The organism is Saccharopolyspora sp. NPDC049426 (assembly GCF_040676935.1).
GTDB lineage: Bacteria > Actinomycetota > Actinomycetes > Mycobacteriales > Pseudonocardiaceae > Saccharopolyspora.
Genome location: NZ_JBFAPZ010000001.1, coordinates 114412 through 128384 on the forward strand (window position 1 = coordinate 114412; position 13973 = coordinate 128384).

The following is a 13973-nucleotide window of genomic DNA, read 5'->3' on the forward strand; positions in this document are numbered from 1 at the left end:
GCCGCTCAGGGACCGCGGCGGCGCGGCGTGCTCAAGTTGGTCGCCGCCAAGCGGTTCGGAGGCTCTCAGGCGCCCTCGGCGCGTGCCAGCTCGTGCCGCAGGAGGTCGTCGAAGGTGAAGGTTCCGGTCGGCTGGTCGTCCTTGCCGAGCAGGTACAGGCGCTTCACCGCGACCAGCAGGCCCTCGGCCACCACGTCGCGGAACGACGGGTCGAGCAGGCGGTTGCGGTCGTGCTCGTTGGTCAGGTAACCGATCTCCATGCGGACCGCGGGCATCCGGGTCAGCCGGAGCACGTCCCAGGTCTTCGGGTGGGTGCGGCAATCGCGCATGCCGGTGCGGGCGACGATCTCGCGCTGCAGGAACCCGGCCAGCGCCTCCCCCACCGTCGAGGTGGTGCCGTTGCCGGTGCCGAAGTGGAAGCTCGCCACGCCCTCGGCTCCCGGCGACGGGTTGGCGTCGGCGTGCAGCGAGAGGAACATGTCGGCGCCCGCCTCGTTGGCGAACGCGGCGCGGTCCGAGTCGGGCGGGCAGGCGTTCGGGCCGCGCGTGATCAGCGCTTCCATGCCGGTGGCCACCATCCGGCCTTCGAGCCGGCGGGCCAGGTCCCAGGTCAGGTCGGCCTCGGAGACGTCCCCGACGGTCACGCCGCGGTCGCCGCCGCCGTGGCCCGGGTCGATCACGATGCGCTTGCCGCGCAGCCGCGGTCCGGCGCGCCGTACCTTCTCCTGCTCGCGCAGGAACACGGGGCGGCCACCGCGGACCTTGGGGGCGAGCTGCTTGAGCGCGCGCAGGGTGCCGGGGCCGCAGATGCCGTCCGGGGTGAGCCCGTAGTCGCGCTGGAAGCTGCGCAGCGCCTGCTCCGTCTCGGCGCTGAAGATGCCGTCCGGTCGGCCCGCGTCGTAGCCCAGCTCCAGCAGGCGCTCCTGCAGGGCGAACACGTCGTCACCGCTGACCGGCTTGGACACCAGGAATGCCAGCGAGCGGTCGCCGAGGCGCCACCGGGCGTCGGTCAGCGCGCGGTAGGTCGCCGGGCCGACGACTCCGTCGGTGATCAGGCCCCGCTGCTGCTGGAAGCCGCGTACCGCTTGTTCCACCGCTTCGTCGAAGAGCGCGGGCCCTGGCCGGCCGTTTGCCGGCAGCAGTCCCAGCGACGCAAGGGTGTTCTTGATCTCGGCAACGGCCGGACCGACGTCACCGCGGTGGAGCAGCTGCATGCACTCCTCGCTCGATTCAGGCGTCGGCGAGACCGACGCGGAGGATTGTCGGGATTCTCCCGAGTTCTGCGTTTGCGGAGCGGGTCCGCGGCTGGCGGACCCGTCGGGTCATTGTGCCTTGTGCGCCGTACCCCGGCGCTGCGGCCTACGAGCACCGGGCCGGACGTGCGACAACGGACCGTACACGAATGATCCCTCGCTGCGGCGAGAACGAGCCCCACCGCAGCGGCGGGGCCCGTGAAAGCACGAACCCGCCGTCACTGTCCTATCGACAAGACGGCGGGCGTGCGTTATTCGGTTGCCTCAAAACGAGGTTGACTTCACAGCGAAATCACAGGTAGTCGGACAGGTCCGACAGCAGCGCGGCCTTCGGCTTGGCGCCGACGATCTGCTTGACCGGCTCGCCGTTCTGGAAGACCAGCAGGGTCGGGACCGACATGACCTGGTAGTCGCGGGAGATGCCGGGGTTCTGGTCGATGTCGAGCTTGGCGACGGTGATCTTGTCGGCGTGCTCGTCGGCGATCTCCTCCAGCACCGGGGCGACCATCTTGCACGGGCCGCACCAGGTCGCCCAGAAGTCGACCAGCACGGGCTTGTCGCTGTCCAGGACGGTGGCCTTGAAGGAATCGGCGTCCACGGTCACGGTGTTGCCGGCCATGTTCAGCTCCCTTTTCGTTGAAAGTGGGACGGTTTGCTCAGGGGTGCGGGAGACGTGTGCGAACCCGCGGCGGTGCGAGCTGCGAGGGCGGACTTCCTAGCTCGCGGCTGCGCCGCCCGCACGCACACGGTTCCGGGACACGCTGTGGAATTGTTCTGGGGCTCAGGCCCCGTAGCCGCCGCCGACCAGCTCGGAGGCGATCTCGGCCTGCGGGGTCTCGTTCTCGGCGAGCCAGCGCTCGGCGTCGATCGCGGCGGAGCAACCGGACCCGGCGGCGGTAATGGCCTGCCGGTAGGTGTGGTCCACCAGGTCGCCGCAGGCGAACACGCCGGGCACGCCGGTATGCGTGCTGGGCTGCTGCACCTGCACGTAGCCCTCGTCGTCGAGAGCGACCTGGCCGCGCACCAGCTGGCTGCGCGGGTCGTGCCCGATGGCCACGAACATGCCGCTCACGGCCAGCTCGGAGGTCTCACCGGTGAGCGTGTCGCGCAGCTTCAGCCCGGCGACCTTGCCCTCGCCCTGGACTTCCTCGACGGCCTTGTTGGTCAGCCACTTGATCTTCTCGTTGGCCCGAGCGCGCTCCAGCATGATCTTGGAGGCGCGGAACTCGTCGCGGCGGTGGATGATCGTCACCGACTTCGCGAACCGGGTCAGGAAGGTGGCCTCCTCCATCGCCGAGTCACCGCCGCCGATCACGGCGATGTCCTGGTCGCGGAAGAAGAACCCGTCGCAGGTGGCGCAGGCGGAAACACCGCGGCCGAGCAGGGTTTCCTCGCCCGGGATGCCGAGGTAGCGCGCCGCGGCACCCATCGCGAGGATGACCGCGCGGGCCTTGTGCTCGACCCCGTTGGCGACGACGGTCTTGACGTCGCCGGAGAGGTCGATGCGCTCGACGTCCTCGGTGCGCAGCTCCGCGCCGAAGCGCTCGGCCTGCGACCGCATCTGCTCCATCAGGTCGGGACCCATGATCCCGTCTTTGAACCCGGGGTAGTTCTCCACATCGGTGGTGGTCATCAGTGCCCCACCGAACTGGGTTCCTTCGAAGATCACCGGCTCCAGCTCTGCCCGTGCCGCGTACACCGCAGCGGTGTAGCCGGCAGGACCGGAACCAACGATGATCACGTTGCGGACGTCGCTGGTCACCGCGCCCCTTCCCTTCGTAGCGTCTCCGCCGCGCTCAGCGCGACCGTATTGGCATCAACGCGATCCTATTCGGCGATGTTCCCGAACCCCGGGACCGGTGCGTCACAGCACAACGCGCCCGGTTCCTCCCACGATGCGGGAGCCGGGCGCGTTGCGGGCGGGGCTGTTCAGCCGCCGAAGGTGCTGTCGGAGACGGTCGAGGGGTTGCCCGGGCCGCAGTCCGCGCCGACCGCTAAGAGGCGGAACTTGCCGAGGCCGCCGCCCGGCAGGATCAGCAGCTGGGCGGGTTCGCCGTTGAGGGTGATCTCGCGAGCGCCCATCGGTTTGCCGCCCCGCACGCCGTTGGCCTGCAGGCAGCCGATCAGCTGCTGCGGGTCGGCGAGCGTGGAAACGTACTGGTCCGAGGCCATGACCTGCGAGAACTGCTGTCCGTCGAGGGTGACCTGGTCGCCGGCCAGGGCCAGCGGAGCGCCGTGGCCCCCACCCGGCTGGGTGGCGGTCGGGATCGGTGGCTGGGCGGTGTTGTCGTTGTCGCCGGTTCCGGGCAGCACGGCGAAGACCACGGCGGCTGCCGCTGCGGCGACGCCGACCAGCCCGGCACCGATGGTCGTCCTGCGGCGTCGGCGGGCCTTGGCCGCGGCGAAGTCGACGACCTGCGCCTCGTTCCCGGCTGGCGCTGACATCGTTGGCATCTGCGGCGCGGGTTGCGCGGGCGCGGACTCGCGGGTCCAGTTCCGGACCTCGTCCTGCAGCGCCGCGTCGATGCGCGCCGAGACGTCGTCGGGAATGGTCAGCGGGGGCAGGTCGGCGAGATCGGTGGTGGTGGCGTCGAGCGCCGCCATGATCTCCCTGGCCTCCGGGTCCGCTTCGACCTGACGACGCAGTTCGTCGGCGGTCGGTCCGTCCAGCACTCCTGCGTGCAGGTCGGCCAGCAGGTCCAGGGACCAAGGTGGTCCCTGCGGCGCCCCCGTGCGCCGGCTCTCCCCACTCATCGTCCCTCCCGTCGACGCATGGCCATCGCGTCATCTGGGACGTTCGCATCTGCACTTGGGTTCCGCAGGTGTCCCAGAAGTTTCGCGAGTCTTGCTCGGCCGCGTGCACATCGGCTCTTGACGGTGCCGTCGGCGATGCCGAGCATCACCGCGGTTTCGGCCACCGAATACCCCTCCACGTCGACCAGCACGATCGCCGCTCGCTGGTCCTCGGGGAGCTGGGACAGCGCTTCCTGCACGACCATGCTGGTGTCCCGATCGGCGATCGCGTCGCGCGGGACGGCAGGTTCGGGACCGGACTCGGGCAGCGGAACCGTGGGCCGCGCCTGGCGGCGCCGGATCCGGTCCAGGCACGCGTTCACCACGATCCGGTGCAGCCAGGTCGTGACGGCCGATTCGGCGCGGAACGACGCGGCGTTGCGGAAGGCCGAGATCATCGCGTCCTGTAACGCGTCCGCCGCTTCATCGGGGTCGCGCATGGTCCGCAGGGCCACGGCCCACAGCCGGTCCCGATGTCGGCGGAAGAGCTCGGAGAACGCATGTGGATCCCCGTTGGTGTGCGCCGCTATGAGATCGGCGTCTGAGAGGGCAGGGACAGACACGGCTCAAGACAATACTGACTGTGAATCACGGGCAGGTCCCCGTGCGGGAATGGAATCGAATTCCCCTGGTCAGCCAACGAAAAAGCGGATGTGATCGTGACTGCGATCACATCCGCTTCGTCGTGTCGGTCAGGCCACCGAGCCGGTGACCGTGACCTCGTTGATCTGCGAGGAGAACTCGCTGCCCTTCTGGGGCAGCTGGGTGAGGACCACCATGATCTTGCTGCTGGGCGCGACCGCCTCCAGCTTGATCGGGGTGTCGCCCGCGGCGAGGACTCCGCTGCCGAGCAGCTTGGAGTCCATGCTCGGCGAGCCGTCGACCTGGCGGATCTCGACCTTCGAACCCGCGCTCGGCGAGTTGATGACGACCTGCTGCAGCACCGACGGGCGTTCCAGCGTCAGCACGGCACCGGTGGCGGTGTTGATGCCGCCGGGACCGAGCTGCTGGAAGTAGCCGAAGGTCGACCAGTAGGTGCCCGGGTCGCCGTCGAAGAGGTTGTTGATCCGCGCCGGCGCGTCCGGATCGCCCTGCGCGGTGAACGACGTCCCCTCGGTGACCCGCACCGGCGCCGCCTGCGACGGCGGTTGCTGGGTGGCGGTTCCGGGGTTGTTGCCCTCGATCACCTGGCCGGAGCCGCTGGACTGGTTCGACTCGGTGAAGATGCCGATCACGCCGACCGCGATCCAGCCGATCACCAGGATCGTCGCGACCGCGAGCACTCCGACGCTGATCGCCAGCTTGCGGCGTTTGGCCTCGTCCGGCTTCGGGTCGTCGCGGCGCCACACCTCGTTGGACTCGGCCGGCGGCGCGCCGTTGGACAGCGTGCTCGCCGACTCGTAGGTCGCGTACTGCTCCAGCACCCGCAGCACGGCGGCACCGGTCCGGACGCCCCCGGTGGTGCCGGTCGAATCCGGGTTGCCCAGCGCGCGAACCGCGACGGTGGACAGCTCCATCGGCACGGTCGGGCGAAGAGTGCGCGGTGCGACCAGATTTCCGTCCGGTCCGGTCGGAGCCGACGGCAGGCCCTCGGGCGTGTCGCCGAGCGCCCAGCGCCCGGTCAGCAGCAGGTACAGCGCGGCGCCGAGCCCCCGCACGTCGTCGCTGGAGGAGGCGTGCGAGAGCGGACCCGGGAACGCCATCCGCACTTCGCCTTCGGGCGTGACCCGGATGCGCTGCGGGTGGTCGGCGCCCAGGACCAGACCGGCGTGGTGCGCCGATTCGACCGCAGCGGCCAGCGGTTGCATCAGCCGAGCGGCGGTTCCGGGAGGCAGCGGTCCTTCGGCGACCAGGTCCAGGAGGTCCGTGCCGTGCGTCCACTCGGCGATGACCAGGCCGAGAACGCCGGGCGGATCACCTGCGGACTGCGTGACGACGTCGAGCACCCGCGCGACGCCGACGTGGTTGAAGGTGCTGGCGTGCATCGCGCGTTCCAGGGTGCGTCGCGCGTTGGTGGCGGCCTGCGCGTCGGCGCGATCCCCGATCAGGATCGTCAGCGCGACGTCGCGGCCCAGGACTCCGTCCTTGGCACGCCACAGTTCGGCGTTGCAGCGCTCGTCCGAGCCGACCTTGGAGAGCAGCCGATACCGGCCGTGGTCCAAGACCCGACCCGGTGTGAGCTGCTCAGCCGAAGAATCGGCTTCCGGTTCGTCGCTGTCCGCCGCGATCCGCTCGGTGGGTTTGCTGGTCACCTTCCCTCTCCCGCTCCTTCCGGTCCGCCTACGGGTTGCCCTCACGGAAGGAGACTTCCTAGACGAGGGTACGTGACGAGAATGTCAGCGACGACGCAGCAAACCGGTGAGGCGCCCGATCGCGGGTTGAAGTTCGGCCACTCGAAGCATCGACATCAGCCCGAAGATCACCGCGAAGCCCAGCACGCTGCCGATCAGCAGCTGGAGCCATCCGGTTCCGGCGCCCGCCGAGCCCGGGACGAGCGCGTCGATGCCGACCGCGACACCCCACGCGGCGAGTCCGCCGACCACCGAGGCGACGAGAGATTTGGTCAGTGTGACGAGGAATCGGCTGCTGCCGAGCGGGCCGAGCCGGTGCCGCAGCCACGCCTCGCCGACCAGCCAGCCGACGATGAAGGTGAAGGAGTTGACGAAGGTCAGGCCGAACACGATCTGGTCCGACGGCAGCATCGCCGCGACCAGGACCGCCAGCAGCACCTTCGCGACCGTCATCACGACCATGATCAGCGTCGGGGTGCGGGCGTCGTTGAGCGCGTTGAACGTCCGCATCTGCATCATCGTCAGCGCGTACGGCAGCACGCCGAAGGCCGAAATCGCCAGCGCCAGACCGAGTGTCGTGGCCGATCCGGTCTCACCGCGAAGCGCGAACAGCGACAGCGCCAGCGGCACGCCGAGCGCGGTCATCACCGCGCTGACCGGCATCAGCGTCACCGTCGACAGCCGGTTGCCCAGCGACAGGTCGTCGATGACCTTGGCGTAGTCCTCGTCCGCCGCGGCCGCCGACATGCGCGGCAGGATCGCGGTCATGATCGAGAAACCGATGACGCCGTAGGGCAGCTGCAGCAGCATCCACACGTAGTTGTAGGTCGACCAGCCGCCCGCGTCGCCGGTGAAGGCGACCCGGCTCAGCGCGATCAGGCCGACCTGGCTGACCGCGACGTAGGCCAGCATCCACAGCGCCAGCCCGCCGAACTCCGACAGCCGCGAGTCCCAGCCCCAGCGCCAGCGGAAGGTGAATCCGGTGGCGCGCAGCGCGGGGACCTGGATGGCGGCCTGGCTGACCACGCCGAGCGTGACGCCGATGCCCAGCACCAGCACGTGCGCGTCGGTCATCGACACCGGGTTCACCGACATCTCGCCCGGCAGCAGCATGTAGACGCCGATCGTGACGATCACGACCAGGTTGTTGACCACCGGTGCCCAGGCCGGCGGGCTGAAGATCTGCTTGGACTGCAGGATCGCGCCGGCCAGCGCGGACAGGCCGTAGAAGAAGATCTGCGGCAGCAGCAGGTAGGCCAGGACGTTGACCAGCTCGGTGTTCGAGGTGTCCGACTCGGTGACGAAGATCCAGGTCAGCAGCGGGGCGCAGACCACGGCGATCAGCGTGCCGATGCCCAGCACCACCACGGCCAGCGTCATCATCTGCTGCACGAACCGCTCGCCGCCGTCGGCGTCGGCCTTCTGCGAGCGCACCAGCACCGGAACCACGACGCTGGTCAGCACCCCGCCGATGAGCAGCTCGAAGATGCTGTTGGGCAGCGTGTTGGAGACGTTGAACGAGTCGTTGACGACGCCGAAGCCGACCGCGAAGGCCAGCAGCAGCTTCCACAGGAAACCGGTGATCCGGCTGATCAGCGTCGCGATGGCCATCGAACCGCTGGCCTTGAGCAGCGAGGGCTTGCCGGGCGAGACCGGCCGGATGACCTGGGTCTGCTCGGCGGACTGCTCGAACGCCTGGTCCGGTCCCGGCTCGGCGGGGATCGCGGCGATCGGCTGCGTCTCGGCGACGTGCCAGCCCTGCCTGCTGCCCGCGCCCGGCACGGAGGTGCGGTGGATCGGCATGGTCGGGCCGTCCGGCTGCCCGCTCGTCCGCCGTGGATCTGGTCGGTTCACTGCCTCAATCCTTACCCGCCTGCGCCACCCGGGAGCACCGGGACGTTCGCACCAGGATCTCAGAAGCAGTTCGCGAACTTCCTTCGGTTCTCGGCCACCCCGTCAGCGCTGGTCGCGGTCGCCCTCGGGAGCGGACGGAGCGGACGTCACCGCGTGCGCCAGCGGCTGCGTCTCGGCCTCCTCCACCGACTTCTGAGCTACCGCGGTGCGCTCCCGGCGGGCCTTGGCCTTCTTCACGATCCGGCGCACCGACATCAGCACCAGCACGGCTCCCGCGATGCCCGTGAGCCACGGGATCATCGCGCCGTACTCGGTGGACTCCATCGGCAGCCGCTTGGTGGTGCCCAGCGGGGTGCCCGCGTCGGCGGTCACGCTGATGTCGACCATGAACCGGCCGGCGCGCTGCGCGGAGGCCTCCAGCATGAACTGGCGTCGCCCGTTGGCGGGCACGGTGGCCAGGCCGCCGCCGAAGTCGTGCTGCACCTCCACGCCGGGAACCGTGGGGATCTTGAACCGGATGCCGACGGTGAACGGCAGGTCGTTGACCACGGTGACCGGGATCGGGCTGTCCGAGGACAGTCGGTTGGTGGTGCCCGGGTACTCCTCGATGCGGACCTTGCCGAGCATGTCGTTGATCGGCGAGGTCGCCCGGCGGACCCAGTCCTCGGCCGCGCCGGAGTTGCCGCGCCAGGCGCTGGAGACGCCGTGCAGCAGGCCGTTGCGCAGCGGTGTGGTGACCCGGCCGGGCGAGACGGTCTGGGCGCGGTCCGATTCGGAGGAGCGCGCCAGGTCGCCGACCTTGAAGTTCTGCGCGGCCAGCTTGTCGATCGCCTCGCGCGAGATCTCCGAGCCGCCTGCCTGCACGGGGTAGGTCAGTTCGGCCTCGTCGAGCGTCGCCGGGTTCGGCGAGGGCAGCGCGGTGAGCCGGATCAGCCCGTCGGAGTCCAGCTTCGACATGCCGGTGAGCAGTCCGCGCAGGTCGTCGGCCCGCATGTTCCAGCGGCGGGGCGGCACCAGCACCGAGGTCGCGTTCGGGACGAATCCGTCGGTCGCCCGGAAGGCCAGTGCGCCGAGCGCGTTCTGCGAGGTCAGCGCGCCGCCGCTGGGCGGTGAGGGCTCGGTGACCTCCTGCTTGGTGTCGCGGTTGGGGTCCAGCGCGGACGCCAGCAGCGGGTCGATCGGGATCGCGGTCCGGTTCTGGCCGCGCAGCTTGACCGGGGTCAGCGAACCCGGCGGGACGTTCACCGCGCGGGTGTCCAGCAGCATCGTCGACGGCAGGTCGCCCACGGGCCGCTCGGTCAGGGCGCCTTCGATCGGCCACATCACGTCGCGCGGTTCGACGCCGAGGCCGTCCGGGGCGCTGAGCAGCTTGGCGCCGTCCATCGCGCCGTTGACGAGGTCGCCGAGCCCGGCGCGTCCCAGCGCGACCACATCGGCGTCGGCGTAGGGCAGCGGGATCACGCAGCGGCCGGTGGTGGCCTGGCGCAGCTTGGTCAGCCACAGGTCGGCGGCGGAGCGGCCGATGCCCTCGACGAGGGCGCCGTTGGGCTGGCGGACCTGGTAGCCGCCCTGCATGGCCTTGGCGGTGATCAGCAGGTCCGGGTCGATGGCGAAGCACAGCGCGTTGCCCAGCGAGGAACCGGCCGGGGCGCTGTCGCTGATGGCCTGCACGAGGTCGTAGAGCCGGCCTCCGGGCGCCAGCGAGGTGGACAGCTGGTCGTCGACGAGGACCGCACGACCGCCCGGCAGCGCCTCGCGCTCCAGCCGCGGCGTGTCGACGATCGGCACGACCAGGGTCGTCGGGGTGGCCTGCGCGGGGCGCATCGGCGGTTGCCCGGGGAGCGAGGTGACCGGCAGCAGGAACTCGGACTCGGCGACCGTGCTGCGCCCGGCCTGGATGTTGACCACCAGCGGGTAGACGCCGGTCTGGTTCAGCTGCAGCGAGTTCGAGCCGGTCAGCGGGATGCGGACCTGGACGGGCAGCGACTGGCCGGGTTCGAGCCGGTCGGTGACCGGCGAGAAGGACGGCTCGGTGATGCCGGTGACGCCCTCGCGCATGGCGCGCTGGACGGCGGGTTCGCCGTTCGGCGGGGTGCCGCGCTCGATGCGGGCCTGGACGCCGTTCAAGGCGTGTCCGCTGCGGTTGGTCAGCCTGCCGCTGACGACGACCTCGCCCGGCGAACCCCCACCCACCACCGAGGGCGTGACCTTGGTCACTTCGAAGTCGGCTGAACTGCCGCCCTGCGCGGTCGCCGGAGTGACCGGCAGCATCGCGACCATCAGCAGCGCGCACAGCGCGGCCAGCAGAAACCTCACGCCTGCTCCGTCCCGCTCCCTCTCGTCGGTCGTGCCCCGAGGCGCTCGCCTCCAGCGAGACCCACACCGCCGCGATCGCCGTCGTCGCGCAGGCTCAGGGCCCGGCGCACCAGCCGGCGTTCGTCGGCGTAGGCCAACACCTCGTCCAGCTCACCGAGCGGCACCCATGCCACCTCGGTGACCTCCACGTCCTCGTCGGACAGCTCTCCGCCCACCGCATCCATCAGGAAGTGGTGCACGGTCTTGTGGATTCGTCGATTTCCCGCGACGAACCAGTAATCGATGGTGCCGATCGCGGTCACAACACGGCCGATGATGCCGGTCTCCTCAGCGACTTCCCGCACCGCGGTCTGCTCCGGCGTCTCACCAGGCTCGATGTGCCCCTTCGGCAGCGACCACAAAAGTCGCCCCCTGCGATCAAGCCTCCCGATGATCGCAGCCAGCCCGTGGACGCCGTCGACCACCAGCCCGCCCGCCGAGGTCTCGTCGACAGTCCGCAGCCGACGCCGTCGGCGCCGGTTTCGACGCCCCGGCTGGGAACCGCCGGAGCGGCCGGGCGACGGGGGCATGCCCTGATGGTAGTTGCTCCAGGATCGCGTGGTCGTCTTGCTCAGCGGCGCGGGCGGTGGAACTTCGGCGCACTTCCGGGCGTGCGTCGTGGGTGGCCTCGCGTGGCCGATACCCTGGTTAATCGTGTCTAACGAGCAGCCCATCGGTTCCGGCCCGACGTCCTTGGAACGGGACGCCCAGCGCAACGCGGTCGTCGAGCTGATCAAGGTCGCACCGGTCGCCGAGGAGCTCGGCAAGCGGTTCGCCGCAGCCGGGCACCGGCTGTACCTGGTCGGCGGCAGCGTGCGGGACGCGCTGCTGGGGCGCCTGGGCACGGATCTGGACTTCACCACCGACGCGCGGCCCGAGCGGGTCCGCGAGCTGCTGGCCGGGTGGGCGGAGACGATCTGGGACACCGGGATCCAGTTCGGCACGCTCGGCGCCTTCCGGCACGGCACCACGGTGGAGATCACGACCTTCCGCGCCGACAGCTACGACCGCGTCGGCCGCAACCCCGAGGTGGCCTTCGGCGACACCATCGAGGGCGACCTGGTGCGCCGCGACTTCACCATCAACGCGATGGCCATCCAACTGCCCGAGCGCGCCTTCGTCGACCTGCACGGCGGCATGACCGACCTGGTGGACAAGCGGCTCGACACCCCGGCCGCGCCGGAGGACTCCTTCGCCGACGACCCGCTGCGGATGCTGCGCGCCGCCCGCTTCGTCGCCCAGCTCGGCTTCACCCCCAGCGACCGGGTGGTGACGGCGATGACCGAGATGTCCGCCGAGATCGCCCGGATCACCCCCGAGCGGGTGCAGGTGGAGCTCTCGAAGCTGCTGTGCGGCGAGTTCCCGAGGCGCGGCGTGGAGCTGCTGGTGTCGTCCGGCCTGGCCGATCACGTGCTGCCCGAGGTGCCGGCGATGAAGCTGGAGATCGACGAGCACCACCAGCACAAGGACGTCTACAGCCACTCGCTGACCGTCCTCGACCAGGCCATCGACCTGGAGAAGGCGGCCGACCCGGACGCCGAGCCCGACCTGGTGCTGCGGCTGGCCGCGCTGCTGCACGACATCGGCAAGCCGGCGACGAGGCGGTTCGAGTCGGGCGGCGGGGTGAGCTTCCACCACCACGAGGTGGTCGGCGCGAAGATGACCCGCAAGCGGATGCGCGCGCTGCGCTACCCCAAGGACGTCATCAACCAGGTCGCCGATCTGGTGTTCCTGCACCTGCGGTTCCACGGCTACAGCGATGGGCAGTGGACGGACTCGGCGGTGCGCCGCTACGTCAACGACGCGGGCCCGCTGCTGCCGCGGCTGCACAAGCTGGTGCGCGCCGATTGCACGACGCGCAACAAGCGCAAGGCCAACGCCCTGCAGCGCGCCTACGACGATCTCGAGGAGCGGATCGATCGGATCGCCGCCGAGGAGGACCTGGCGAAGGTGCGCCCGGACCTCGACGGCAACGAGATCATGGGTCTGCTCGGGGTCGAGCCGGGACCGGTCGTGGGCAAGGCGTGGAAGCACCTCAAGGAGCTCCGGCTGGATCGCGGACCCATGTCCCGCGAGGAGGCGATCGAGGAACTCCACCGCTGGGCCCGAGAGCAGGGAATCGAAACCCCAGGTCAGTGAGCCTCCAGCGGATCGGTATTAATACTGAACGATGACTATTGAGTGGAAATGCTCGATGTTCATCATTCGTTCGTATCGATTTCCCGTTTTCCGCCCATCTTGTTGCGCGAGGACGGGGTCACCTCCGCCCATCCGGTGAGATCATGCGGAGGTGGGATCGGACGCTGAGGTGGAGCCGGGGACGCTGCTGGTCGCTGCTCCGCAGCTGATGGACAAGAACTTCCGGCGAACCGTCGTCTACGTCATCCACCACCGCGCGGAGGGCACCCTCGGCGTCGTGCTGAACCGGCCGAGCGAGGTCGCGGTGCACGACGTGCTCCCGAAGTGGGGCGACCACGCCACGCTCCCCCAGTCGCTGTTCGTGGGCGGGCCCGTCGAGCAGCGCACGGCCATCTGCCTGGCCACGTTGCGAACGGGCGAGGACCTCACGGCGATCGACGGCGTGGTGGGCGTGCGAGGCCCGGTGGGGATGGTCGACCTGGACGGGGATCCGGAGGAGCTGGCGCCCAAGGCTCGCGGGCTGCGCTTCTTCGCCGGCTACGCGGGCTGGGACGCCGGCCAGCTGGCCGGGGAGATCGACAGGGGCGACTGGCTGATCGTTCCCGCGCTGCCGGACGACGTCATCGCCGACCCCGACACCGAGCTGTGGTCGAGGGTGCTGCGCAGGCAGGGGCCGCCCCTGGCGTTCCTGGCCACGCACCCCGGCGACGTGAAGCTGAACTAGTGGTCGCTTCGCTCGGCGGTGCGAGCTGAGCACCCACCTGAAACCGCGGCTCCGGTGCACCCGTGGTTCTCCACAGCCTGTGGATAAACAACTGTGGATAACTTGGGGACAAGTGCGGAAGTGCTGGTCAGCCGCCGCAGCAGCCGCCCGCGCAACCGCCGCAGCCACCGGCCGGAGCGGGAGCGGGCACGGCTTCCGCCGCGCGGTTGCCCACGACCCCGCCGAGGGTCATCAGCACGAACGCGCCGACCAGGCCGAGCACCGCGACCATCGCGACGCTGAAGCCGTTCGCCAGCGCGGGCATCGAGGCACCGGCCAGCGCGGCGATCGCACCGGCGGCCAGCATCGCCGGACCGGAGGCGCGGTTGGCGAGCTCGAACGCCTCCTCGCTGCGCATCGCGGCGGGAGTCCGCACGCCGACGTAGGTGTTGAGGGGCAGCGAACCCCGAAGGCCCCGGAACCCGAGCAGCAGCAGGGCCGCTCCGCCGAGGATCAGAACCGCGCAAAGGATCACCTGGACAGCGAGCACCCCAGCAGCCTAAACCTCCGCTCGCGGCCGATCCG

12 protein-coding genes are annotated in these 13973 nt (G+C 70.2%); 2 read left to right on the top strand and 10 right to left on the bottom strand.

Translation table 11 applies throughout. The features are described 5' to 3' along the window. Positions 1–65: 65 nt before the first annotated feature. The 9 genes from AB0J78_RS00535 to AB0J78_RS00575 all read right to left on the bottom strand — a co-directional run bounded on the left by AB0J78_RS00535 (position 66) and on the right by AB0J78_RS00575 (position 11076). Positions 66–1214, bottom strand: a complete 1149-nt coding sequence (locus AB0J78_RS00535) for an N-acetylmuramoyl-L-alanine amidase (RefSeq protein ID WP_132677506.1) — start codon at positions 1212–1214, stop codon at positions 66–68. A 331-nt stretch (positions 1215–1545) separates the two neighbouring features. Beyond that, positions 1546–1872: a thioredoxin gene (gene trxA, locus AB0J78_RS00540; protein WP_363785376.1), complete on the bottom strand. Its 327-nt coding sequence runs from the start codon at positions 1870–1872 to the stop codon at positions 1546–1548. A gap of 162 nt (positions 1873–2034) precedes the next feature. Continuing rightward, positions 2035–3015, bottom strand: coding sequence for a thioredoxin-disulfide reductase (trxB, locus tag AB0J78_RS00545; protein ID WP_363785379.1), 981 nt, complete (start codon positions 3013–3015; stop codon positions 2035–2037). 167 nt (positions 3016–3182) lie between these two features. Beyond that, the gene (locus AB0J78_RS00550; RefSeq protein WP_363785381.1) at positions 3183–4007 is read right to left on the bottom strand and encodes a hypothetical protein; all 825 of its coding nucleotides are present in this window, start codon (positions 4005–4007) and stop codon (positions 3183–3185) included. Further along, entirely contained in the window at positions 4004–4609 is a 606-nt protein-coding gene (gene sigM, locus AB0J78_RS00555) for an RNA polymerase sigma factor SigM (protein ID WP_363785384.1), read from the bottom strand. Before sigM ends, AB0J78_RS00550 begins: the two co-directional genes overlap by 4 nt. 129 nt (positions 4610–4738) lie before the next feature. Further along, positions 4739–6298: a protein kinase family protein gene (locus AB0J78_RS00560; protein WP_363785387.1), complete on the bottom strand. Its 1560-nt coding sequence runs from the start codon at positions 6296–6298 to the stop codon at positions 4739–4741. An 84-nt stretch (positions 6299–6382) separates the two neighbouring features. Next, complete coding sequence (gene murJ / locus AB0J78_RS00565; protein ID WP_363785389.1) at positions 6383–8191, bottom strand: murein biosynthesis integral membrane protein MurJ; 1809 nt, start codon at positions 8189–8191, stop codon at positions 6383–6385. Between the two features lie 102 nt (positions 8192–8293). Then, positions 8294–10507 (bottom strand): DUF6049 family protein, encoded by a 2214-nt coding sequence (locus tag AB0J78_RS00570; RefSeq protein ID WP_363785391.1) that lies wholly within the window; start codon positions 10505–10507, stop codon positions 8294–8296. Continuing rightward, positions 10504–11076, bottom strand: coding sequence for an NUDIX hydrolase (locus tag AB0J78_RS00575; protein WP_363785394.1), 573 nt, complete (start codon positions 11074–11076; stop codon positions 10504–10506). Before AB0J78_RS00575 ends, AB0J78_RS00570 begins: the two co-directional genes overlap by 4 nt. Positions 11077–11200: 124 nt before the next feature. Between AB0J78_RS00575 and AB0J78_RS00580 the strand changes: the two genes are divergently transcribed. Together AB0J78_RS00580 and AB0J78_RS00585 are read left to right on the top strand one after the other, a co-directional pair. Further along, positions 11201–12685, top strand: a complete 1485-nt coding sequence (locus AB0J78_RS00580; RefSeq protein WP_363785396.1) for a CCA tRNA nucleotidyltransferase — start codon at positions 11201–11203, stop codon at positions 12683–12685. Between the two features lie 151 nt (positions 12686–12836). Further along, entirely contained in the window at positions 12837–13409 is a 573-nt protein-coding gene (locus tag AB0J78_RS00585; RefSeq protein ID WP_363785399.1) for a YqgE/AlgH family protein, read from the top strand. A gap of 127 nt (positions 13410–13536) precedes the next feature. Here the strand turns inward: AB0J78_RS00585 and AB0J78_RS00590 are convergent, their stop codons facing one another. Then, positions 13537–13938, bottom strand: a complete 402-nt coding sequence (locus AB0J78_RS00590; RefSeq protein WP_363785402.1) for an SdpI family protein — start codon at positions 13936–13938, stop codon at positions 13537–13539. Between the last annotated feature and the right edge of the window lie 35 nt (positions 13939–13973).